Annotated in this window: 21 protein-coding genes; 13 read left to right on the top strand and 8 right to left on the bottom strand. The window is 54.2% G+C overall.

Going from position 1 to position 23,383, the window contains the following annotated elements; all coding sequences use genetic code 11:
• Positions 1-22: 22 nt before the first annotated feature.
• Together IQ254_RS07650 and IQ254_RS07645 are read left to right on the top strand one after the other, a co-directional pair.
• Positions 23-841, top strand: a complete 819-nt coding sequence (locus tag IQ254_RS07650; RefSeq protein ID WP_193965580.1) for a linear amide C-N hydrolase — start codon at positions 23-25, stop codon at positions 839-841.
• A 21-nt stretch (positions 842-862) separates the two neighbouring features.
• The gene (locus tag IQ254_RS07645) at positions 863-1,192 is read left to right on the top strand and encodes a hypothetical protein (RefSeq protein ID WP_193965579.1); all 330 of its coding nucleotides are present in this window, start codon (positions 863-865) and stop codon (positions 1,190-1,192) included.
• Positions 1,193-1,211: 19 nt separating this feature from the next.
• Here IQ254_RS07645 and IQ254_RS07640 read toward each other — a convergent pair whose 3' ends face one another.
• The 4 genes from IQ254_RS07640 to IQ254_RS07625 all read right to left on the bottom strand — a co-directional run bounded on the left by IQ254_RS07640 (position 1,212) and on the right by IQ254_RS07625 (position 4,880).
• A complete protein-coding gene (locus IQ254_RS07640) occupies positions 1,212-2,174 on the bottom strand; it encodes a M23 family metallopeptidase (RefSeq protein ID WP_193965578.1) in 963 nt (320 codons plus the stop codon).
• 197 nt (positions 2,175-2,371) lie between these two features.
• A complete protein-coding gene (locus tag IQ254_RS07635; RefSeq protein WP_193965577.1) occupies positions 2,372-3,241 on the bottom strand; it encodes a CPBP family intramembrane glutamic endopeptidase in 870 nt (289 codons plus the stop codon).
• Positions 3,242-3,430: 189 nt separating this feature from the next.
• Complete coding sequence (locus IQ254_RS07630) at positions 3,431-4,207, bottom strand: ComEC/Rec2 family competence protein (protein WP_193965576.1); 777 nt, start codon at positions 4,205-4,207, stop codon at positions 3,431-3,433.
• Between the two features lie 22 nt (positions 4,208-4,229).
• Positions 4,230-4,880, bottom strand: a complete 651-nt coding sequence (locus tag IQ254_RS07625) for a hypothetical protein (protein WP_193965575.1) — start codon at positions 4,878-4,880, stop codon at positions 4,230-4,232.
• Positions 4,881-6,114: 1,234 nt separating this feature from the next.
• Here IQ254_RS07625 and IQ254_RS07620 point away from each other — a divergent pair.
• The 7 genes from IQ254_RS07620 to IQ254_RS33510 all read left to right on the top strand — a co-directional run bounded on the left by IQ254_RS07620 (position 6,115) and on the right by IQ254_RS33510 (position 14,269).
• A complete protein-coding gene (locus IQ254_RS07620; RefSeq protein WP_193965574.1) occupies positions 6,115-6,783 on the top strand; it encodes an isoprenylcysteine carboxylmethyltransferase family protein in 669 nt (222 codons plus the stop codon).
• A 12-nt stretch (positions 6,784-6,795) separates the two neighbouring features.
• A complete protein-coding gene (locus IQ254_RS07615) occupies positions 6,796-9,486 on the top strand; it encodes an HAD-IC family P-type ATPase (protein WP_193965573.1) in 2,691 nt (896 codons plus the stop codon).
• A 293-nt stretch (positions 9,487-9,779) separates the two neighbouring features.
• Positions 9,780-10,820 carry a nitroreductase family protein gene (locus tag IQ254_RS07610; RefSeq protein WP_313887395.1) on the top strand — a complete coding sequence of 347 codons (1,041 nt, stop codon included), beginning with the start codon at positions 9,780-9,782 and terminating at the stop codon, positions 10,818-10,820.
• A gap of 48 nt (positions 10,821-10,868) precedes the next feature.
• Entirely contained in the window at positions 10,869-11,078 is a 210-nt protein-coding gene (locus IQ254_RS07605; RefSeq protein WP_193965571.1) for a hypothetical protein, read from the top strand.
• 340 nt (positions 11,079-11,418) lie between these two features.
• The gene (locus IQ254_RS07600; RefSeq protein WP_193965570.1) at positions 11,419-12,792 is read left to right on the top strand and encodes an AAA family ATPase; all 1,374 of its coding nucleotides are present in this window, start codon (positions 11,419-11,421) and stop codon (positions 12,790-12,792) included.
• Entirely contained in the window at positions 12,789-13,658 is an 870-nt protein-coding gene (locus tag IQ254_RS07595; protein ID WP_193965569.1) for a DUF4435 domain-containing protein, read from the top strand. Before IQ254_RS07600 ends, IQ254_RS07595 begins: the two co-directional genes overlap by 4 nt.
• 281 nt (positions 13,659-13,939) lie before the next feature.
• The gene (locus IQ254_RS33510) at positions 13,940-14,269 is read left to right on the top strand and encodes a site-specific integrase (protein ID WP_193965606.1); all 330 of its coding nucleotides are present in this window, start codon (positions 13,940-13,942) and stop codon (positions 14,267-14,269) included.
• Here the strand turns inward: IQ254_RS33510 and IQ254_RS07585 are convergent.
• Together IQ254_RS07585 and IQ254_RS07580 are read right to left on the bottom strand one after the other, a co-directional pair.
• Entirely contained in the window at positions 14,263-14,589 is a 327-nt protein-coding gene (locus tag IQ254_RS07585) for a hypothetical protein (RefSeq protein WP_193965568.1), read from the bottom strand. The two genes, IQ254_RS33510 and IQ254_RS07585, sit on opposite strands and share 7 nt — an antisense overlap.
• Positions 14,576-14,800 carry a hypothetical protein gene (locus IQ254_RS07580; protein ID WP_193965567.1) on the bottom strand — a complete coding sequence of 75 codons (225 nt, stop codon included), beginning with the start codon at positions 14,798-14,800 and terminating at the stop codon, positions 14,576-14,578. The genes IQ254_RS07585 and IQ254_RS07580 overlap by 14 nt, the downstream gene beginning before the upstream one ends.
• Positions 14,801-15,128: 328 nt before the next feature.
• Here IQ254_RS07580 and IQ254_RS07575 point away from each other — a divergent pair, with 328 nt between their 5' ends.
• The gene (locus tag IQ254_RS07575; protein ID WP_193965566.1) at positions 15,129-16,163 is read left to right on the top strand and encodes an aldo/keto reductase; all 1,035 of its coding nucleotides are present in this window, start codon (positions 15,129-15,131) and stop codon (positions 16,161-16,163) included.
• A 28-nt stretch (positions 16,164-16,191) separates the two neighbouring features.
• Here the strand turns inward: IQ254_RS07575 and IQ254_RS07570 are convergent, their stop codons facing one another.
• Together IQ254_RS07570 and IQ254_RS07565 are read right to left on the bottom strand one after the other, a co-directional pair.
• Positions 16,192-16,728 carry a hypothetical protein gene (locus tag IQ254_RS07570; protein ID WP_193965565.1) on the bottom strand — a complete coding sequence of 179 codons (537 nt, stop codon included), beginning with the start codon at positions 16,726-16,728 and terminating at the stop codon, positions 16,192-16,194.
• 134 nt (positions 16,729-16,862) lie between these two features.
• Complete coding sequence (locus tag IQ254_RS07565) at positions 16,863-17,411, bottom strand: hypothetical protein (RefSeq protein ID WP_193965564.1); 549 nt, start codon at positions 17,409-17,411, stop codon at positions 16,863-16,865.
• Here IQ254_RS07565 and nifJ point away from each other — a divergent pair.
• The 3 genes from nifJ to IQ254_RS07550 all read left to right on the top strand — a co-directional run bounded on the left by nifJ (position 17,398) and on the right by IQ254_RS07550 (position 23,349).
• Positions 17,398-21,102 (top strand): pyruvate:ferredoxin (flavodoxin) oxidoreductase, encoded by a 3,705-nt coding sequence (gene nifJ, locus IQ254_RS07560; protein ID WP_193965563.1) that lies wholly within the window; start codon positions 17,398-17,400, stop codon positions 21,100-21,102. The two genes, IQ254_RS07565 and nifJ, sit on opposite strands and share 14 nt — an antisense overlap.
• Positions 21,103-21,357: 255 nt before the next feature.
• Positions 21,358-22,260 (top strand): hypothetical protein, encoded by a 903-nt coding sequence (locus tag IQ254_RS07555; protein ID WP_193965562.1) that lies wholly within the window; start codon positions 21,358-21,360, stop codon positions 22,258-22,260.
• 57 nt (positions 22,261-22,317) lie between these two features.
• Positions 22,318-23,349 (top strand): dihydroorotate dehydrogenase-like protein, encoded by a 1,032-nt coding sequence (locus IQ254_RS07550; RefSeq protein WP_193965561.1) that lies wholly within the window; start codon positions 22,318-22,320, stop codon positions 23,347-23,349.
• Positions 23,350-23,383: the final 34 nt, after the last annotated feature.

Raw genomic sequence — 23,383 nt, 5'->3', positions numbered from 1 at the left:
GGATTAAAACGGGAGCCAAGTCATGTGTTCCATTTTCTCGCGACTCATTAACGGACACAGCATTGTCGGTCGCAACTTCGATTGGATCCAGCTGGGCGGCAATATTCACTTTATGAGACCCACTCGCCAGTATGGTCTGACGACCTATGGTCTGTGCGTCATCGAGCAGTTGGGCCGCGATCGCCCCTTCGAGGGCCTCAATTCCCAAGGCCTATTCATGGGCATGGCTGGCATTCACGCAGACGATTTTCCCGCCAGAAAACCGCTCGACGCGGCCATCAAGCTCGATGAATTTGGGGTGATTCGCTTTGTGCTGGAGCGAGCCGCGACCACCCGACAGGCCTGGGCCATTCTCGATCAGGTTCAGATTGTGCCCCACGGCATTGAGCCCTACATCCGGCTGCAATACCTCATCGCCGACCGGCAGGGCGATGTTTGCATCATCGCTGGGCCAGAAAAAACGGCGATTCAACGATTAGACGCGACGACCTTTGCCGCGGCGACTAACTTTCCTCTCTCGCTCAGAGGCCAGATCGTCTGCGATCGCTTTGAACTGCTGGCTCAGCGCTTGCCGACAGTGACGAACGAACCGGCCGCGATCGCCCTCATCGAGGCGGTATCGCAGCCGTCAACTGTCTATTCCTGTCTCTACTCGCTAACGCAGAAGACGGTAAGCCTGTGGATTGAAAGAGATTTTCAAACTCCTCTCAGGTTCAATCTGGACCAGGAATTAGCTCAGGGCTCCAGTTTCTACAATTTTGGGCAACTCAAACTCCTGTCGGCTGAGGGGCAAGACCGCTTTAAAGAGGCGCCCTACAACGTTCAGTGCGGATTTGCGTAGTCATTAAACGCTATTAATGTGATGCTGATTTTGGTTCAACTCTTTCATTTGGCGGTCACGCTGTACATGTTTACCTGCCTGTTTTACATGATCTACTGTCATGTCTACGGCAAGCAGACTCGGTGGCTTGCGATCGCCTATCTATCGGTTTTGGTTGAAACGGTTGTGTTTTTTGTCTACGGCTGGGTGTGCCCGCTGCGAGTTTGGGTGAGCAGTCAGTACTCGCCGGATACAGCGGATATTTTGCTGCCGTCAACTCTATCTCAGCACATTACCGAGGCTGGGATTGGGCTACTTGCGATCGCGATACTGACCAAGATTTATCCCTTCAAGTCGCGCCCAGCTCGCTAAGGGCCACAGGATAACTGAATTACCACTCCTGTCCGGTAAGGCGATCGTTGCGTACAAGAAAGCGCCCGTCGATCCGGAGGGCCAGTGGATCGCCTGAGATGGGTGGCTGGCCCTCCGGCGGGGGGCGTTGAGCGTGAATGTGCAGGTGCGGCTCGGTGCTAGCGCCTGAATTGCCCACCTCACCTATCAGATCGCCGGTCGTTAAGGTGTCACCCGGCGCAACGCTCACGCTGCCCTGTTGCATGTGCGCGAGCACGATATAGGCTCCATCACAGCGCAAAATGACATGGTTGCCGAGGCGGTTGACCCGATCCTCTTTCGGCACGCGGAAGTCTGGCATACTGCTCTCGGTTGAAATCACCTCACCATTACACGGTGCGTGTAACCGAGCCCCGAAAATTGCATACGCGCTCGGATCCGCTGGACGCCAACCGCTGGCCCGCAATCCCCACGGTCCGATCCCGGAGAAATCCACGGCATAGGATTGTCCGCGCCACGGTCGAAAGCGCTCGACGCTCGTATCCAGCGTGCGCATGTGACCATTCACAAGCGGATCAGACCCGCCATGGCCAACGATATACTGGCCTGGGCCAAAGGGATTGGCAATGTCAATGACCGGCACCGGTGGTAGAGATTGTCCGGCCAGCGCCAGCACCCCATACCGACTACCGATCACAAGCAGGCAGATCGACACAAGCATCGTAACCCAACCCCTGACCCGCCGAGGAATCAGCGATCGCGCCGACGGCCCCCGGCGCACTGCAAGCACAACGACAGCAGCCAGCCAAAGCGCCCCATAGAGCCACGGCAGCCACCATGCTGGCAAGGCCCACTGCGACACCCGCGCCAGGGCAAAGAGAAACGCACCAATCCCGAGCGACTGAAGAAGAAATCCAAGCAGGTTCCTGGCAGGCAGCAGAGCCAGCCACAGGAGTAAGGCCAACGGCAGCGCGATCTGGACGGCAATGATAAGAATCATCATTATTGTGCTCAATCTCCGAAGACTGAATTTAATTCAACAACCGAGAGAACGCTCTTAGCCAAACGAATTTCGAGATCCTGCATCACGGGTGTGGTGTCATCGATAATACCGACGATCGCTCAACCATTGGGATATCGGCGCATCCAGATTCCAGATTAGATCCGTGGCGGCAATGGTGCGGGTTAGAGTTGGCCGACTCATGGGTTAGTCTCCCCAGTAAGATCCTGCGGCAGCCCTCCCCTGGCAACGGCAGGAACAACCTGGGTTACCGCTCTAGCTTTCCGAAACATGGCTTTGCGGTTGAGCACGACAATCACCAGGGCCGCCACCCAAAAGAAAACGATGTCGTAGGGTTGAGCATCGGGCCAAATCGGGTTAATAAGCTGCCAGTGAAATAGGAATGGCAGCAAGATGCTCCCCCGCGATGCATTGAATAGAGGAGTCACAATCAGGCTCAAAGCAACGGAGCCCAGCAAAAAAGGGGTAAATGACCAGGCGCTTTGGGGCGTGCCGCTCAACAGAAAGGCGGGCAAATGCCAAATACCCCAGATGCCCCCCAAAATGAGACTGGCCCAGATAGGGGCAAACCGCCGTTGCAGCAGCGGCAACGCCAACCCCCGCCAGCCAAATTCTTCCATTGGCCCTAGGATCAGGGTAAAGGCGATCGCTGACATCAGGGCTGGCAACGAGGCAAATGGAACTGGCTCGGTGAAAAGATTGCCCTTGACCGCCGCCCCAGCATAGAACAGCAGCGGCATCCCCAGTAGAAAGGCATACCAGACCGGAGGGCAACGCCAGAGCAACAGCCGCGATAGGTAACGTCGGAGGCCTGCCAGTCCAGCATGGCGGATGATGATGATAAACGCTGCGATCGCGGGGCTCCACACAGCCAAGATAAAAAGCGGATGGTGCCCACTCAGCTGGCCAAACATGGCTGTCATTGCCCCCGGCAGCAGGATATACAGGGCTAAAATCCCCCAGCTCAAACCGAAGGTGATCAGCAGAAAGGGAACCAGTGCAATCAAGGGAACCGGGTATCGATGGGCACCTGCTGAGTCAATGTCCATGAGTTCCCTCCAATTTCCAGAAATACTAGCTACAAAAACTTGCGAGAATTTCCTTTGGACATCAATTCTTACTTTGGTGTAGAAAGCATGATCTCCCAGCTAACGTTCCGGTTGAGCGGCGACAGGTGATCTCTTGTATAAATCGACCAACTTTGTAAGTCCGCTCCAACCGGGTTGTTATGCAGCGTCTCATAAATCCCACCACAATGTTCCATCGGTGCGAGTTGTCAATACGTAGCGTGTCTTTCCATTGAACTGGATTCCTTTAGCATGTTGTGCATAAGTGCTTACCATTTCTTGAGTTGCATGTTTTTTGGGGCCGTCAGACATAATCACAGCTAGGGGGGTGCAGTAATCGAAAACTTGTTTACAATAACCATTCTCTCGTCCATGATGTGATGCTATCAAATAATCAACTTCTCCTAATGCTTGCCTAAAGGTTGGCTTGTGAAGAAGCTTCTCCCAGCCAGGTTTTTCCAGATCGCCAGGAATCAGAAAAGTTGTATTCTTGAGTTTAAGAAATATAACCAAACTAATATTATTAGTGTCTTCAAATTCAGGATAGTTGTTGTGGAATATTTGCCAGGTAATATTTGGAAATTCGGGAGCATTGGTTACTGTTGCTGTATAAGATGTCATCATGCTTAGTAAAACTTTCATCGCATCACTAAGAGAACCTGATTGAAGCTTCAGCCTCCTCAATTCCTCTGCTGAAATGGACTTATTCCTATATAGAGTCTGAATTGTCAACTTAGAGTATAGATTAGGTAGATCACTTATGTGATCCTGATCGTAGTTGGTAACAAAAAAGCTTTCAATAGATCGATGTCCTCTCTTTAAGAGATAATTTGATGGCAAAAACTTATTGACTCCGTGATGTCCACAATCAAACACCATCAGATTGTTATTATCTGCTTCAGCATATGCACAAAAACCATGCTCGACATCCATAATTTGAAATCTCATTGCAAACAATCCTCCTTTCAAATTATTCTTCAGCAACACTTTCAATAGCTAAAACATTTGTGACAAGGCGTGTTCCATAGTTTTGAGCAGCCTGCGAAGAGCAAAGAAACAGAGTCAATAGTGCGAGAATGTAAAATAATGAAGTCTTATGATCGCTGAAAACAAGAAGACTAGAACATCCCAGAACAAATAGGAATAGAAAGCTAAGTCCAGTCAGTTCTCTCAAAAGAAGAAAGTTCTTATGTGTATCATTGACAATCTTGTCTTCTTCTCGTTTTTTGTAAATCTTATACCACAACCGATTCTGTTCTATTGGATCTGAAGGGATGTCACCAAATTTATAACATAAATTCGCTTGATTTATCCTTGGATCATTTTGCATATAGTGAGAAAATGCTCGATGCCCTGGCAGCGTATGTTTTAATCGCCTGAAAATTAAAATATATTTGAAGTCCGAGCTTAACTGACCACATATAACAACTGTAAAAATACAAATTAGGAGTGATATAGTTCCTGATTCAATAATTTTATCTATGCTTGGTTCAGCAGTTTTGAAAGCTTCAGTTAATTTAGTGCCAGTAGATAAAGCCCAGAAAATAATTAAGTTGGCAGCTACATAAGCTCTAATTAGTAAACTGTTCTCTTGTTTAAGAGTCTTATTTGTATCAGGCATAACAATTAAGTTGAGGCTTGAACTAGGAAAATTTTATTGATTCAATATTGTGGCGTCGGGTAAAGGAAGGGGTTTTAGATATAGCCCCCTCCCTCCCCTCAGAACCGTGCATACGACTTTCACCGTACACGGCTCAAGCAATGCCTTGAGATTCAGTGTCTCCGATGCTTAACAACCCTTGCGAATTGTCCTGACGGTTACGTTTGCAAACCGAAGCCTGCACCTAACTTTTCCCGCCAGTTAAGTCTCATCTCACTTGCAATCAAGACGATCACCTGTCCCACGTCAGCACCCTTTCGGGTTGGGTATTGCCCTATCTGCCCCGTTATGGATTCCGGTTCCCTTTCGGTTGGCAGCCTTCGCGTCTTGGGACATCCTGTTTCCGCTAGAGGATTCGACCGCAGTTGCCTTTGGCTTACCGAATTCTGAAGGCAGGATTCGGACTCTATCGGGGTTTCCTCGTTCCGCACGGGGTGGAGATACGGTTGCCTTAGGACTCCTCTTTACTCCGGGGGCGGGGTGTTCGCGATGGATATTTAGACGCTATCCATTCCCATGTGCCCCAACATGCTCGTCTCAGCCTTTTCGAGCACCTAAATTAACGAAGCCTCATCAAGGATTCATTTCCATTATCCGTAGCAACCTTGCCCTAGCCCTCTTACCGAGTTTGGCTCTCAGCTTGTTGGACACTTAACCTCGTCTGCTGATACTGCCCTCCCCTTACGGGTTGAACATTCCGAGGCGGACATCTGCCTGAACACTGGCAGGGAAAGGATTTTAGGAGTCCTTTCCAACTCCCCCGAACGACTTCGAGTCGCGCGCATAACTCGTTATTAGAGGGAAAGTTTCCACCTAAGATCCCCATACGGATAAATAGGTGGAAATAATTCAACCTAAGACCCTCTCAGGGGTAAATAGGTGGAAATAATTCAACCTAACGTCCCTATACGGGTGATTAGGTAGACGCGTTCAGTATAATTGTTTCTCCTGCAGGTATTTTTTCCTGCTTCACGTTTATTTATCACCTTTGCCAGTTGACTCAAGGCAGCCTGCCCCTGCGCCAACCTCACAAGTTCCTCATGTCAGGTTTATAGCGTTGAGATGTATCTTGCTCCAGGAATTTTCCTGGGAATGAGGGGCTGATGCTGCACCGACGGCAGTTCGTTCAAACCTTAGCGGCAGCAGCAGTGGATACCCTCGCTGTGCAGTCTTGCTCCTCATGCAGACATCAGCTATGAAACGAGCAAAGATTATTGGCAGTTTGATTACGGCGCTAGTGTTCGTCAGCGTGTTTGGCCTGGTGGGCCGCTGGGACTGGCCCAGGGGATGGGCCTTGATCGGTCTGCTGCTGGTGGGCCGACTGATCGCGGCCCCCTACCTGTGGCGCAAAAATCCGGAGCTGATGAAGCGTCGGGGGCAGATCGGCGAAGGAACAAAAACCTGGGATCTGATCGTGCTAACGCTGTTTGGGGTGACGTTCTTAGCCATTCCCATAGTGGCCGCCCTGGATATTCGCTATCGCTGGTCAGCAATGTCTCTTTGGTTCTGGCTGGTCGGCGCTGCTCTTTACGCCTTTTTTGTGGCGATTGTGACCTGGTCGATGGCCGTCAACCCGTTCTTTGAAAAAACGGTGCGGATACAGGGCGATCGCGGCCATCAGGTGATCGACTCTGGCCCCTACGGCATGGTTCGTCATCCCGGCTATCTCGCGATCATTCTGGGTTTAGTGCTGGCGATGCCTCTGCTGCTCGGTTCCTGGTGGGCGTTTGTGCCAGCGGTGCTTTGCACCCTGACTCTCATCCTCCGCACCGCGCTAGAGGATCGAACTTTGCAGAAAGAACTGCCGGGGTACGAAGCCTACACCCAGAAAGTGCGCTACAAACTAATCCCAGGGCTATGGTAAAGCGCGATCGCCATGAACCAACCTATTTCACCAGCATGGCACGCGATCGCTCTAGAAGCGGTCTTTGACGATCTTCAGACCACCCCCTACGGTCTCACCACCCTGGAAAGCCAGCGGCGCTTTGAGCAGGTCGGCGCCAACTGCCTACCCCAACGGGTGCCTCCCAGCCGTTGGCAAATTGTGCTGCGACAATTTCACAGCCCGCTGATCTACATCCTGGGCCTGGCAGCGGCGGTATCGATCGCGATCGGCGACGTCAAAGATGCCGGATTCATCCTCGCCGTTTTGGGCATCAATGCCGCCATTGGCAGCTATCAAGAATGGCGGGCAGAGCAGAGCAGTCGGGCGCTGCAGCAGCTGCTAAAAATTCGGGCCTCGGTTCTGCGCGATGGCGAAGTCTGCGAAATTGATGCCGAAGACCTCGTACCGGGGGATGTGGTTTGGTTAGAGTCCGGCAATCGGGTGCCCGCGGATTTACGCCTGATGTGGACGCACAACCTGGAAATTGACGAATCGCTGCTGACCGGAGAATCGCTGAGCGTCCTCAAGCAGTCCCCCTGGCAGGCCTCGGCCTCTACTCCCCTGGCCGATCGATTGAATATGGTCTATGCCGGGTCAATCGTGGCACGAGGTCGAGGCCGAGGCGTGGTGGTTGCCACGGGTACAGCTACCGCCGTCGGTCAGTTGGCCTTAGATATGATGGCCACGATTGGCGGCAAGCCCCCGTTGTTGAGGCGCATGGAGCGGTTTAGCCGGGTAATCGCCCTGGGGGTAGCGGTTGCCGCCGTCGGGGTGGCCCTACTGGGCATTTTCAGCCAGGGCTATCGGTTGATCGAGATGGTTATGTTTGCCGTGGCCCTGGCGGTTTCGGCCATTCCAGAGGGGTTGCCCGTGGCGTTGACGGTGGCCCTGGCCGTGGCCACCCACCGCATGGCGCAGCGCGGGGTGATTGTGCGCCAGCTCCCGGCGGTTGAAGGCCTGGGCAGCTGCACCCTGATTGCCAGCGATAAAACCGGCACCTTAACCTGCAATGAACTCACCGTGCGCCAGATTTGCTTACCCAATGGCGACGAATTTGAGGTGACCGGCGAGGGATTTGCCCCCCACGGTCAGGTGCTGTACCAGGGACAAGTCATTGCCCCAGATCGATTGCCGTTGGACCGCCTGGCGCGCGCCTCGGTACTGTGCAATGAAGCCGACCTGCACCCCAGCGGCGATCGCTGGGTCTGGCGCGGCGACCCTACCGATATTGCGCTGCTGACCCTGGCCCACAAGCTGGGCTGGAACCGGGAGGCCACCCTGAACCTGTACCCGCAGATCAATGAGATTCCCTTTGAGCCAGAGCACCAATTTGCGGCCACCTACCATGTCATTGACAACCAGGTGCATGGCATGGTGAAAGGCGCACCGGAGCGGGTGCTGGCCATGTGCAGTGAGCAATCCCAGGGTTCTTCTGCCGGGGCGATCGCCCAGCGGATGGCCGCCCAGGGCTATCGGGTGCTGGCCTTGGCGGAGAGCCCGGTTACCCTCGACCTCGACCCGACCCAGATTCCTCCCCAGCCCTCAGATCTGACGCTGCTGGGGTTTGTCGGCATGATCGACCCGCTCAGGGCCGGGGTACAGGCCGCGATCGCCGCCTGCCACGCCGCTGGCATTGCCGTGTGGATGATAACCGGCGATCATCCGGCCACGGCCCTGGCGATCGCCCGCGACCTGAAGCTCACCACCACCAGCCAAGTCGTGACCGGGCAAGACCTGGAAGGGTTGCCCCCGGCTGCGATCGCCCACCTGATTCAGACCACCTGTGTCTTTGCCCGCATTGCTCCCCACCAGAAGCTTCAGCTGGTCAATGCCGCCCGCGCCTCTGGCCATTTTGTGGCTGTCACTGGCGACGGCGTCAACGATGCCCCGGCCCTACAGGCCGCCAACATTGGGGTAGCCATGGGCAAAGCTGGCACAGATGTGGCGCGGGAAGCCGCAGAACTCGTGATCAGCGACGATAATTTTGCCACGATTGTAGCGGGGGTAGAAGAAGGCCGCATTGCCTACGACAACGTCCGCAAGGTGATTTACCTGCTGGTCTCTACCGGGGCCGCCGAGATTGTTTTGATTGGGCTGGCGGTGAGCACCGGGTTGCCCCTGCCGTTGCTGCCGGTGCAGCTGCTCTGGCTGAACTTGGTGACCAACGGCATTCAGGATGTGGCCCTGGCGTTTGAGCCGGGGGAAGGAGATGCCCTCAACCGCCGACCGCGATCGCCCCGCGAACCCATCTTCAACCGTCTCATGATCGAACGCACCATCATCGCCGCCATGGTAATGGGCGGAGTCGGGTTTGGTACATTCCATTGGCTGCTCAGCACCGGGCAAAGCGCATTTTCGGCCCGCAATACGCTGCTATTGCTGATGGTTTTGTTTGAAAATATCCACATTGGCAACTGCCGTTCTGAGCACAAATCGGTGTTTCAGCTATCGCCCCTGCGCAGTCCTATTCTTTTGATTGGGACGCTGACGGCCTTTGCGCTGCATGTCGTGATGATGCATGTGCCGATTGGCCATATTTTGCTGTCTACGGAGCCCGTCGATCTTAAGACCTGGGGCAGCCTAATTTTGCTCAGCCTGAGCGTGCTGGGGGCGATGGAGATTTACAAGTTCAGTCAATCTCACCCGTTTAGACCTAAACGCAAAAATAGGTCGTTTAGCTGAGGGCATCCCAGCTTTGCAATCCCCTAAGAGGATTTTCTCAGCGTCTATACCCTCAATTTCTCCCTCAACGGGCTATGACTGATTCAAATTTCTTCCTGTGCTAAATCCTCAGGGTAATCCCCCAGAGGCACCCCTTTGGGAGAGGACTGTGGGGTCGAGGGCAGCAACACTGGAATACCCACTCTCATAACTTCCTCACAAGCGGTTTGTAGTCTGTAGGTAGCGCCAATCTAGGTGCTATACAGAGGAAACTATCCATGCTGTACCACTCGCCCCTGTTAGCTGCAAGTGCCGTGGCTGCTCCGACTGCCGCTTCGGCTGATACCCGCTATGAAGCCGCCGTCCGCCAGATCTGGCGACATACCGGCGCACCGCCAACCCAGAAAACAGCCCTACAGCGCGAGCTGGTGCGCTATGCCACCCTGGCCGCCTCCAGCCACAACACCCAGTGCTGGAAATTTAGGCTGGAGGGCGATCGCATCTCGATTCTGCCCGATCTGGAACGACGCACGCCCGTTGTTGACCCAGACGACCACCACCTCTACGCCAGCCTGGGGTGTGCCACAGAAAATCTATTGCAGGCGGCTCTGGCCCATGGCCTGCAAGGGCTGGTTGAGGTCCAGACCGATGGCTCAATCCAGATTGATTTAGAACCGACCCAGGCGATCGCCACCCCCCTCTTCAACGCCATTCCCCAGCGCCAGTCAACCCGCGCCGACTATGACGGGCAAACCCTCAGTACTGGCGAGCTAGCGCAGCTAGAGCAGGCCGCCGCTGGCAACGGCGTCAACCTGCTGCTGCTGACGGAAAAACCGGCAATGGAGCAGGTTTTGGCCTATGTGATCGAGGGCAGCAACGCCCAGACCAGCGATCCCGACTTCGTTCAGGAGCTGAAATCCTGGATTCGCTTTAGTGAGAGAGAGGCGGTGCGTCGGGGCGACGGCCTGTTTGCCAGATGTTCCGGCAACCCGACTATTCCTCGCTGGTTGGGCAATCTGCTATTTGATCAATTGCTGACGCCCAAAGCCGAAGCCCAAAAATGCACGCACCACATTCGCAGCTCCGCCGGAATTGCCATCTTCGTTGCTGACCACGACAGGCCCGCAGACTGGATCAATGCCGGACGCGCCTACCAGCGCTTTGCCCTCCAGGCCACGGCGATGGGGGTTCGCACCGCTTTTTTGAACCAGCCGGTGGAAGTGGCGACCCTGCGGCCCCAGTTTGCTCAGTATCTCGGTGTTAGCGACCGTCGGCCTGACCTGGTGGTGCGGTTTGGGCGCGGCCCCGAGATGCCGCGATCGCTCCGGCGACCCGTTGCCGCCGTTCTGGTCTAGACGCTGCCGTTGAGTAGAACATCGGGGGCATACCCGAAGGCAAAGTCGATGGATATCTCAATCATTTTCACCCAGGGCATGATTCCGCTCGGGCTGTTGCTCTGGCAGGGCGCGGCGCGATTGTCCTCCGGGCACCCTACGGGAACGCAGAGTCAGCTGGGCTGGCTGCTCAAAACGCTGCTGGTGGCCGCCTACCTGGGCGGGGTTTCTCTGAGTTTAAAGAAACGGTGGGTTGGGAATAAATTGCACGAGGATTGATGGGTTTTCTTCGTTTACCTGACTTGCAAGGGAGCTGTGATCGCTCTACAAAGGATCTGCGATCGCTCTCCTTCATCTAGATGGGGCGCAAGATAACTTTCCCAACCAGCGGAGGCAAATGGCTTTGAACTCAACACCAGCAGCTTTCGCCCGTCCGCTGCGTTTGGGTTGTTATGCAGCGAGTTCTATCACAGCATTTAGTACTTCTGTTTTACTTCCAGGGAAATGTAATACACAGGTGACTAACCTATGGTAAGGCAGTTTTAGATTTCTATGCTGCTACTGCATGATCAAGGTTAAAATTGAGAAATTAGGCCAAGGGCTGTAGGACTCAGCAAAGATGAGAATCAAGCAAATTTCCGTCTATGGTTTATTTGGGATTTTTGACCATGTAATCCCCTTGAAAACTAATGAGAGGATTACTATTATCCATGGTCCTAACGGTTTTGGCAAAACGGCAATGTTAAGGATATTAAATGGTTTTTTCAACTCTCGATATTCAGAGTTGAGATCAATTCCGTTTGACAAATTTCAGGTGGAGTTAGACAACGGTGAAATCATTGAAGTTGTAAGAGATTCGAAAGAACTTCAGGATGCAGGAAGGGTTGATATAACCTTCCATTTTCAGAAAGCTAAATCTAAGAAACTCTCTTTCTCTTTAGGTCAGGTTAAATTTTCTCCTGACATAGGTTTTCCAATTGGTATCTTAGATGAGGTGATACCAGGCTTGGAAAGGATGGATACTAGAAAGTGGATATATCTTCCTACTGATGAAGTTTTATCCTTGGAAGAAGTTGTTGAGCGTTTTGGAGACTCTTTGCCTGATTCTTTGTCTACAAAATTAAGGGGTTCTTATTCAAAAGAAGAGCCTGAGTGGTTGAAGGATCTAAAAAATGCTACTCATATTCGCCTTATTGAATCACAGCGTCTACTCAATCTCGTTCCTAGCCGTTCTTCTAGAACATATCGTGGAACACCTTCAATGCTATCTACTGTCTCCGCCTATTCTGATGAGCTTGCAAAACTTATGCAGGATAAATTCAAAGAATATGGCACAACATCACAATCTCTTGATAGAACATTTCCATTAAGGGTCGTAAAGCAGCAGCCATCTGCGGATGTGGCAGATGAACAACTTCGTGACCAGTTGAATGAGCTTGAGTCAACTCGTTCCCGCCTCATAGAAGTAGGGCTGCTAGATAAAGAAGAAGATTCAGAATTTCAAATTCAACCTCAAGATATAGACGAAAGCACTAAAAATGCCTTGTCGGTTTATGTCGAAGATGTAGAAAAAAAACTGAATGTATTTTCTGAAACTGCAAGAAAGATTGATCTTTTAAGGAGAATTATTAACAACAAATTTGCTTATTCCTACAAGGAAATAAACTTTAGCAAGGAAAAGGGATTTGTTTTTTCGACGCGCTATAAATCCTCCTCTGATTCAAAGAAGCTGTCGCCAACGGATCTGTCATCTGGTGAACAGCATGAATTAGTTCTTTTGTACGAGTTGTTGTTTAAGGTTGAGCCTAACTCATTGGTTCTAATTGATGAGCCTGAGCTTTCTCTACATGTAGGCTGGCAAATTCAATTCTTAAAGGATTTACAAGAAATTATACAGCTTGCTGACTTAGATATCTTAATGGCTACTCACTCACCTGATATTATTCAAGATAGATGGGATTTGACGGTTGAATTGGAAGGGCCAGAGAAGTGAGAGATTTACTTTCAGTAGACCGTGTTGCAAACCAGATCCGATTGCGACGAAGCACGTATCAAGGAACATTTTTATTAGTAGAGGGTGGCTCAGATAAAATTTTTTATGAACGCTTTATTAACAAGGCAGAGTGCGAATTGGCAACTGTTTCAGGCAAGCCCTCTAGCAAGTTACGTGTTATTGCTGTGCTAAAAATCTTGGAGCAGGAATCAGGTTTCAAGGGGATTTTAGCAATTGTTGATGCAGATTTTGATCGACTTACTATTCCGCTATACTACAGTTCCAATCTTCTTTGCACGGATACTCATGATCTTGAGTCAATGCTCATCAATTCTCCAGCTTTTGACAAGGTTCTCACCGAGTTTGGTTCTGAAGAGAAAGTGCTTCAGTTTAATAGAGACATAAGGTTAGCAATACTTGAAAGTAGTATTTCAGTAGGCTATCTGCTTTGGATTTCTCAATGTGATGGGTTGAACCTAACTTTTGACGGCATTACATTCAGTAAGTTTGTCGATGAACAAAATTTACAGATAGATGAACTCAAACTAATTCGTGAGGTTAAGAATAAATCTCAGGCTTTCTCATTAAAAGATGAGGATTTGCAACTTAAGATGAGCAGTCAGCAAAGCAATAATTATGATCCTTGGCAGATTTGTTGCGGTCATCACTTAGTTGAAATTTTATCGCTTGGCTTACGAAAAACTATTGGTTCTAACAAACCATCTGATATTGAAGCTGACAAACTTGAACTTTGCTTAAGGCTTGCCTATGAGGAAAGCTATTTCCGTGATACACAACTATATGCAAATATTCACGACTGGGAAGCTAATAATAAGCCCTTTAAAGTCCTACGAAGCGATTTGTAAACCCTGAGCGGCAAAGAATTTCTTTAAGGTCAGGGTTGCGCGGCATAACTATGTATTCAGCGTCAGATCTGACCGATAAGATCCCCTGTTTCGCGCATTATCCGACAGTTCTGCGGGATAACACCCAGTATTTAAGGTATTAATCACAATCTTTGGCAGTTAAGTCCGGGATTTCAGGGTGTTATCCGACAGATGTGGTGGTCGATCCTAGGAATCAGGGGGCTTATCCGTCAAAAGCGGTGGATAACACCCCTATTACTGGGATTATCCATCACCTACCTATGCCGTCACCTCAGCCACCGCGACTCCTCGACCAAGTCAGAGAAGCCATTCGGCTCAGACACTTCAGCTTCAAGACTGAAAAGTCCTATGTTCATTACGTTCGAGACTTTATTCTGTTCCACAACAAACGCCGCCCAAAGGAGATAGGGGCTGATGAAATCCGGGCTTACCTGTCCCATTTGGCTATTGAGCGCAATGTAGCTCCTTCAACCCAGACCGTAGCATTGAGTGCAAAGTCCACTTTCCCCCTTATCAAGGGGGGCAGGGGGGATCATCGCGGCGTACTTTGCCCCAGTGAAACTCGCCATAATAACTCAACTCCTCAATGAAGCAGATCGCTCCCGCGATCAAGCAGATCGACCCCGCGATCAGCTTTACTGGCACAGCTGTATAAAGAAGTGGCACCGCTGTAAAGCGTATCGACCCCGCGATCAAACAGATTGACCGTGCGATCAAATAGATCGACCCCACGATCAGCTTTACTGGCACCGCTGTGTAGAGACGTGGCACCGCTGTGTAGCGTATCGACCCCGCGATCAAGCAGATCGACCCCGCGATCAGCTTTACTGGCACAGCTGTGTAGAGAAGTGGCACCGCTGTGTAGCGTTGTCCTGCTGCGGCGAAGTCCTGCATTGCTACTCCGTAGCATTATTGCGGCGTTCGTTGCCAACGCCACGATGGGGGCAGCGAACGCCGTCCTCAATGGTTGCGCCAGCCCGCTCTGCAGCGAACTGTCGATGCCAGGGTCTATGGCTAAGCGCGTCAAAGGCATCAAGTAGTGCTCCATGACCTTGCCCAGCGGTTTCAGCGTTCCTGAAGGGTGTCCAAAAGACAATCGCGATCGCTACCCAAACCCCCATCCCTGCTTGGCTTTTGATGGTGCCAACGCTCCTGCGTTGACACCACTCCCTAACGCTCCTGCGTCTTCCAGACCAAGGCGCTGAAGCGCCCCTTACGCTATCGCCAACCCATCCTAATAATTGAGTCATACCAAATCCGATTTGGGAAACTCCGATTCATAATCAGGAACCTCGTAGGGGCATAGCATGCTATGCCCCTACGAACCGGGGGTATACAGATAGGATTTGGTATCAAGCACAAATGGTGAATTCGCACCGATCGCCCCCTTTAGGAACCAGCTTGTTAGCATAAGGCCAGTCAAGTCTTTGACGCGATCGCCCTTCTCCGATGACTCCCTCTCCCCACAACCGCCGTCAGTTTTTGGCCTCGGCCCTGGGTGCCCTGGGCGGTGCCTTCGGCATGTCTGCCTGCCAGCGAGCGATGACGTCTTCTCAGGCGATCCTCCCCAGCGGCTCAACGGCGCTGCCCACCGAGCCGTTCAGCCCGGCTACAGAGGCTTCGGCCTCCCTGGATGCCATGCCCGAGCGGCCTTTAGGCCAGACGGGTCTGGTGCTGCCGGTGCTGGGGTTGGGGGGTTCGGCCTCACCGCTGTCCCGCACTCAAGACGAAGCCGAGGCCCTGGCCATTATCGAGCGAGCCCTGGCCCTGGGTGTGCGCTATTTCGATACGGCGGCTAACTATGGCCCCAGCGAGGCCTTTTTGGGGCAGGTGCTCCCGGCTCACCGGGCTGAGGTGGCGATCGCCACCAAAACCAGCCAGCGCGGGTATGACGGGGCCTGGCGCGACTTAGAGCAATCCCTCAAACGTCTCCAGACCGATCGCATCGACCTCTGGCAGTTCCATGCCCTCACCCACGCTTGGGACTTAGACACGATCTTGCAGCCCCAGACGGGTGCGATCAAAGCGGCCCAAGAGGCCCAGGCCCAGGGGCTGGTGGGCCATGTGGGGGTGACGGGCCACCACAACCCAGACATTATTGTGGCCGCCCTCCAGCGCTACCCCTTCGACACCGCTCTGGTGCCCATCAACGCGGCGGATCGGCATACCCAACGGCCCTTTATTACCACCGTGCTGCCCGTGGCCCAGCAGCAGCAGGTGGGGATCATCGCGATGAAAGTCCCCGCCTACGGTCGGTTGTTTAAGCCGGGCGTGCTTTCCGGCATGCCGGAAGCCATGGGCTATGCGCTCTCTCAAGCGGGGGTACACACCGCCATTATTGCCGCCGAGACGCTGGCCCACCTAGAAGAAAATGTCGCCACCGCTCGGGCCTTTCAGTCTCTCAGTGCTGAGGCGCTGGCCGACATGGAACACCGCACGGCCAGCGTCTGGCAAGAAAACTCCTTTTTCCGGCGCTGGGGATAGCAGAGAGTTTTCAAGATTTCAGCTTGAATTATCGATAATTGACAAAGTACATCACGTAATCACTAAGCAATTGATGGTTCTTAGAATTTTTATTGGTAGCTTTTAATTCAGCGAGGCCAAGACAGAACGCTTTACCATCCGACTTACGTCGAACGTGAGCTGCTAAGTCTTCACCTGCAAAAAGCATCCACTTTGACACAACACCCTGCTCGATTGACAGAAGCTCAAAGGTATCCCGAAACGACGGCTGTTTCTCTCTTAGTCTCGCATACTCCTTAGGCTTAGGCGGCCCGAGGACATAGCGCTCTTCCCACCGAAAATCTTCAATACCCGTAACCTCACAAGGCAGTTCTAAAGAACTACGCAAATGATCGTAAAACTTTGACATAGCCTTGCCAAAGGGGCACTCATCAAGGTCACCAATCAGCTCGGCGATGCGAGATTCTTGCTCAACCCAGGGCTCGCGTTCAGCTTGGGGTTCAAAATCTGATATCACAATACTCTCAGCTTCAGGTTTTTGTACATTCCCAAAGCCTATGCCTCCCCCTTTTCTCTTTTTCTTCATGTCTCCTCATTCCTCAAAACTAGGCTTACATTCTATCGTAAGCGTCTGAGCCAACTTGCTCAACAGATACATCTGTTCGAATTTAGGACTTCGACGATGACGAATTAGTTAATTTATACAAATCATGAAAAAAGCTAGTCAGTCAAACCCAGTTGCTTTGTATAATTATGTATTTTTCTCCAAGTCGATCTATATGAATCCATTGCATACTTGGAATCGCTAACTTTTCTATTGAATTCATACTCATAGTTTGCTTCTGGGCTAGAGAACACTACTCCCGGGGAAAACCCATCCCGATATCCATAGCCACACTCAAATGCTCCTATAAGCGAACAGTTGCTTGTATGCTTTCGTATCGTTTTCTCTGTAAGGTGTTGCTGTTTTAGGCTATCTAGAAATTGAAATAAAAATCTGCACAATTCTTGTGCGTACTTATGAGATCTATCATCCCAATGCCAATCTTCTATAAATTCTTCAATTTCTTGGATGGCTTTAGCATCATTCGACATGATTCTCTTAGTCAATCTTAAAGCAAGTATGTTCATCGTATCGCCTTCACGTGGAGCGATCGCCCCCAACACCTTCACAACTTCCTCAAACTCTCTCTCTAAGCTGAAGTCCAGAGGCCAGCAAAAGCTACCTAACGACAGCTGTTTGAGGATTACCGCTATGACGGTCTCCACCTTGCTCCAGACGACGACGGCCACCCTAGACGGCAACGAAGCCGTAGCGCGGGTAGCCTATGCCCTGAATGAAGTAATTGCCATTTATCCGATTACCCCGGCCTCGCCGATGGGGGAATGGGCCGATGCCTGGGCCGCCAGCGGCAGGCCCAACCTATGGGGCACCGTACCCGCGATCGTAGAGATGCAGAGCGAGGGGGGCGTGGCCGGAGCGGTGCATGGTGCCTTGCAAACGGGGGCGCTGACCACCACTTTCACTGCTTCCCAGGGTTTGCTGCTGATGCTGCCCAATCTGTACAAGATTGCCGGGGAGCTGACCCCCTGCGTGATTCACGTGGCGGCCCGCTCGGTGGCGGCCCAGGCACTGTCGATCTTTGGCGACCACAGCGATGTGATGGCGGCGCGGGGGACGGGCTTTGGCCTGCTGTGCTCGGCCTCGGTGCAGGAGGCCCAGGATATGGCCGCGATCGCCACCGCCGCCACCTTCGCCAGCCGCATTCCCTTCATTCACTTTTTTGACGGCTTTCGCACCTCCCACGAAATCCAAAAAATTGAGCTGCTGCCCGAGGATGTGCTGCGATCGCTGACGGACGACGCGCTGATTGCCCAGCATCGCCAGCGCGCCCTCAGCCCCGATCATCCCGTTATTCGCGGCACGGCCCAAAATCCGGACGTGTTTTTCCAGGCGCGGGAAACGGTGAACCCCTACTATCAGGGCTGCATCGGTATTGTAGAGCAGGTGATGGATACCTTTGCCCAGCTCACCGGACGGCGGTATCGGCCCTTTGAGTACTACGGCAGCCCCACTGCTGAGCGGGTTGCCGTGCTGATGGGCTCGGGGTGTGAAACCGTTCGCGCCACGGTCGATGCCCTCAACGACCAGGGCGAAAATGTGGGCGTGGTAGTGGTGCGGCTCTACCGTCCCTTTGACCCGCAGCGCTTCGTCGCCGCCCTGCCCCCCACCGTCAAGGCGATCAGCGTGCTCGATCGCACCAAAGAGCCCGGCAGTACTGGCGAACCCCTCTACCTGGACGTGCTCAGTGCCCTGCTAGAGCAGCGGTTCGCCCCCGTTGGCCAAGGCTTTCCGGTGGTGGTTGGCGGGCGCTACGGCCTGTCGTCTAAGGAATTTACCCCGGCGATGGTGAAGGCCGTTTTCGACAATTTATTGCTCGATGGGTTTCAGGGCAATCGGCCTGGCCCCAAGAATCACTTCACCATCGGCATCCACGACGATGTCACCCACACCAGCCTGGCCTACGACCCCACCTTCTCGATTGAGTCAGCGCAGACGGTGCGAGCGGTCTTTTACGGCCTGGGGGCAGATGGCACCGTGGGGGCCAACAAAAACACGATTAAAATTATTGGCGAAGCCACCAAAAACTACGCCCAGGGTTACTTCGTTTACGACTCGAAGAAATCGGGCTCAGTCACTACCTCCCACCTCAGGTTTGGCCCTGCCCCCATTCATGCGCCCTACCTGATTGACCAGGCAAATCTGGTCGCCTGCCACCAGTGGATGCTGCTGGAGCAGCTGGATATTTTGGCGCCCGCGATCGCTGGGGCGACCTTTCTGGTCAACTCGCCCTACGCCCCTGAGGAAACCTGGCATCAGTTCCCCGATCGCATTCAGGCCCAGATTCTGCAAAAGCAGTTGCGGGTCTATGCCATCAACGCCTATCAGGTGGCCCGAGCAGCCGGAATGGGCAACCACATCAACACCGTGATGCAGACCTGCTTTTTTGCCCTGTCGCAGATTTTGCCTGAGGTCGAGGCGGTCGCGGCCATTAAAGACTCGATTCGCAAGACCTATGCCAAAAAGGGCGACGCGATCGTCGCCATGAACCTGCAAGCGGTAGATCAAACCCTCCAGCACCTATACGACGTTCCCTATGGTTCAGCGGCTCAAGACGCGACGATGCCGCCGCTGACGTCTCCGGTCAGCGATCGCGCCCCGGCCTTTGTGCAAACCGTGCTGGCCCCGATGATGCAGCGCCAGGGCGACGCCATTCCGGTCAGCGCCCTGCCCTGCGACGGCACCTACCCCACCGGCACCACCCAGTGGGAAAAGCGCAACATTGCCCAGACCATTCCCGTGTGGGACCCGGCGGTGTGTGTGCAGTGCGGCAAATGCGTGATGGTTTGCCCCCACGCCGTGATTCGCAGCAAAGTGTACGAGCCCGAGCGGCTCGCTGCGGCCCCCGATGGCTTCAAGCACACCCCGGCCCGCGAGTGGGCCAACCAGGAATTTACGATTCAGGTGGCGGCGGAAGACTGCACCGGCTGCGGCATCTGCGTGGATGTGTGCCCAGCTAAAAATAAGGCCATCCCCCGACTCAAAGCGATCAATATGACGCCGGTTTATCAAGCCGTCTCTGGGCAAGCCGTCTCTGGGGATGACTCGCCTGAGCCAGACAGCATTGACGACACCCGGGCTGACGAAACCATCGACCTGCGGCAGCAGGAAAAGCCCAACTGGGAGTTCTTCCTCCAGCTGCCCAACCCCGATCGCGCCTCGCTGAACCTGCACAAGGTCAGCCAGCAGCAGATGCAGGAACCGCTGTTTGAATTTTCCGGGGCCTGCGCGGGCTGCGGCGAAACCCCCTACCTGAAGCTGCTGACCCAGCTGTTTGGCGATCGCCTGCTGGTGGCCAACGCCACCGGCTGCTCCTCGATCTACGGCGGCAACTTGCCCACCACTCCCTGGAGCCACAACGCTGAGGGCCGCGGCCCGGCCTGGTCGAACTCCCTGTTTGAAGACAACGCCGAATTTGGTCTCGGCTTCCGGGTTGCCATCGACAAGCAGGCGGACTATGCTGCCGAGCTTCTAGAGCAGGTCGCCGCCTCAGACCCATTCCGGGAGACGGCCCTGCCCGCCCTGGCCCAGCCCATTCTCCAGGCCCAGCAGCGTGACGAAGCCGACATCGTGGAGCAGCGCGAGCGGGTTGGCCAGCTCAAAGCCTTACTCACAGAGATGCCCCAGGCCTCTGAATCCTTGCAAACTACCCTCCAGCGGCTGCTGTCCCTGGCCGACTACCTGGTGAAAAAGAGCGTGTGGATTGTGGGCGGCGACGGCTGGGCCTACGACATTGGCTACGGCGGGTTAGACCATGTGCTGGCGAGCAACCGCAACGTCAACATCCTCGTCCTCGACACCGAGGTCTACTCCAACACCGGCGGCCAGCAGTCCAAAGCCACCCCCAAAGCCGCCGTCGCCAAGTTCGCCGCCGCCGGCAAAGCCACCGCCAAAAAAGACCTGGGCCTGATGGCCATGACCTACGGCACCGCCTACGTCGCCAGCGTCGCCCTGGGCGCCCGCGACGAACACACCCTCAAAGCCTTCCTGGAAGCCGAAGCCTACGACGGCCCCTCGCTGATCATCGCCTACAGCCACTGCATCGCCCACGGCATCGACATGGCCACGGCCATGCACCACCAAAAGGCGATCGTCGAGTCGGGTCGCTGGCTGCTCTACCGCTACGACCCCCGCCGCCGTGCCGAGGGCCTCAACCCGCTCCGGGTAGACAGCCGCGCCCCCAAACTGCCCGTAGAGCAGTCGATGTACGCCGAAAATCGGTTCAAAATGCTGGCCCACAGCCATCCCGAAGCCGCGAAAGCCCTGCTTCAGGAGGTGGGGCAGGATGTGCAGACGCGGTGGCGGCTGTATGAGGCGCTGGCGGAGATGGGGGAGTAGGGAGTAGGGAGTAGGGAGTAGGGAGTAGGGAGTAGGGAGTGGGGAGTAGGGAGTAGGGGAGTTGGATCTTGGATTGGTAGCTGAGCTCGTCAAAGCCTAAATTTTGCCCTTCGCCCTTCGCCCTTCGCCCTTCGCCCTTCGCCTTCCGCCCTCTGCCTATTCCCTCTTCCCCCTATTCCCTATTCCCTCTTCCCCCTACTCCCTATTCCCTCTATTCCCATTCAATTTTCAAACTCTAACCAAGGAGACAAACCCATGAAATGGAAAATCGCGAAATGGTGGCTGATCGGCTTTCTGGCCCTGCTCTGGGCGCTGTGGGTGGGCGGTGGCTACATGCCCGCTCAGGCCAACTCCACCTACCAAGACACCTTCAAAATTGGCGGTGATGTCGTTGTGGCTGAATCCCAGACGGTGAATGATGCCTTTGTCATCGGCGGCGACCTCACCGTGCAGCCGGGGGCGATCGTGCAGGGCGACGCCTTCGCTATTGGCGGCAACCTCCGGCTCGAAGACAACGCTCAGGTGGCCGGGGATGCCTTTGCCGTTGGAGGCCAGGTGATTCGCTCCGAGAGTGCTGTGGTCAACGGCAGCGAGTTTACCGTACTAGAAAATTTTGGTGGCATGTTTGATCGCTTTGGCGTGCTCGGCACCCTCTACCTGGGCAACGTGGCGATCTGGGCGGTGACCTTTGTGGTGGCTGCGATCGCCGGTTGTCTACTGCTATTGCTGCTGCCCGGCCATGTCGATGCGATCGCCGCTGCGGTCCAGGCCCGTCCGTTTATGAGCCTGGTCTACGGCATTGGCGGATTCATCGGCCTGATTGTTCTCACCGTGCTGGTTTCGGGCAGCGTGGTGGGGGCGATCGTGATTCCATTGGCCAATATTGCTATCTTGCTCACCTGGCTCTTAGGCGGTATCTCCATGAGCGTCTGGCTGGGCAGGCGGCTGCGCGCGCGCCAGCCAGACGCCCGCTTCCAGCACTTCTGGCTGGGGTTGTTTTTGCTGTTTGTAATCAGCCTGATTCCGATCGCGGGCGGGCTGTTGGTCAGTTTGATTACCCTGTTTGGCTTTGGGGCCACCCTGCTGTCCCGCTTTGGTGTTCAAACCGCGAACACCCTGCCGATTGGCCTCGATCGCCTCGAGCACCAGCCTGAGTAACCACAACTGGGGGAGATAGACTCCCCCTCTGTTTACCCCCCTTCTCCGTGCCTGACCATGCTTACCACTCATTACCTCGGCCTCACCCTGAGGTCTCCCCTGGTGGTGGGGGCCTGTGCTCCCCTGAGCGAAGATCTCAGCCACCTGCGGCAGCTAGAAGATGCCGGAGCCAGCGCTATCGTGCTGCACTCCCTGTTTGAAGAACAGATCCAAACAGACCGCCTGGCGCTGAACTATTACCTCAACCAGGGCACTGAAAGCTATGCCGAGGCCCTGACCTACTTCCCCCAGCAGTCCCTTTTTCACGTCAGTGCCGAGGCCTATTTGGACCATGTTCGTCAGGCTAAAGCCATGGTGGATATTCCCATCATGGCCAGCCTCAATGGCGATAGCCCCGGCGGCTGGACCAGCTATGCTCAGCTGATCGAAGCCGCCGGGGCCGATGCCCTGGAACTCAACCTCTACGCTGTACCAACAGACCCCAACCAAACGGCGGCCCAGCTCGAAGCGGCCTATCTCGACATCGTGCGATCGGTGACTGAGGCGGTCACGATTCCTGTGGCAGTCAAGCTCAGCCCTTACTTTACCAATCTGGCCAATTTTGCCCAGCGGCTGTCTCAAACGGGGGTTGACGGCCTGGTGTTGTTCAATCGGTTTTATCAGCCCGACCTCGACATCGACGCCCTGGAAGCCTATCCCCATGTGCTGCTCAGCACTCCCCAGGATCTGCGTCTGCCCCTGCGCTGGATTGCCATTCTGTATGGCACAGTGCCGATGGATTTTGCTGCAACAGGGGGAGTGCATCAGGCCCAGGATGCGCTCAAACTGCTGATGGCCGGTGCCAATGTCACGATGATGGTCAGCGCTCTGCTGCGCCACGGCATCGATCACCTGCGCACCGTAGAGCAGGACATGCGCACCTGGCTGCAAGACAACGAATACGAATCGATTCAGCAGCTCCAGGGCAGCATGAGCCAGATCAACTGCCCAGACCCCAGCGCCTACGAGCGGGCTCAATATATCAAATCGATTCAAACCTATCGGCCAATCTCAGGTCAGACGCATCAGCCTTCTCGGTATTTTGGGTGATAGGGAATAGGGGGGAGGGAATAGGGAATAGGGG

This window comes from Nodosilinea sp. LEGE 07088, assembly GCF_015207395.1.
Classification (GTDB): domain Bacteria; phylum Cyanobacteriota; class Cyanobacteriia; order Phormidesmidales; family Phormidesmidaceae; genus Nodosilinea.
Note: the sequence above shows the minus strand (reverse complement) of the source record. Positions and strands in the feature narration are given on the sequence as shown.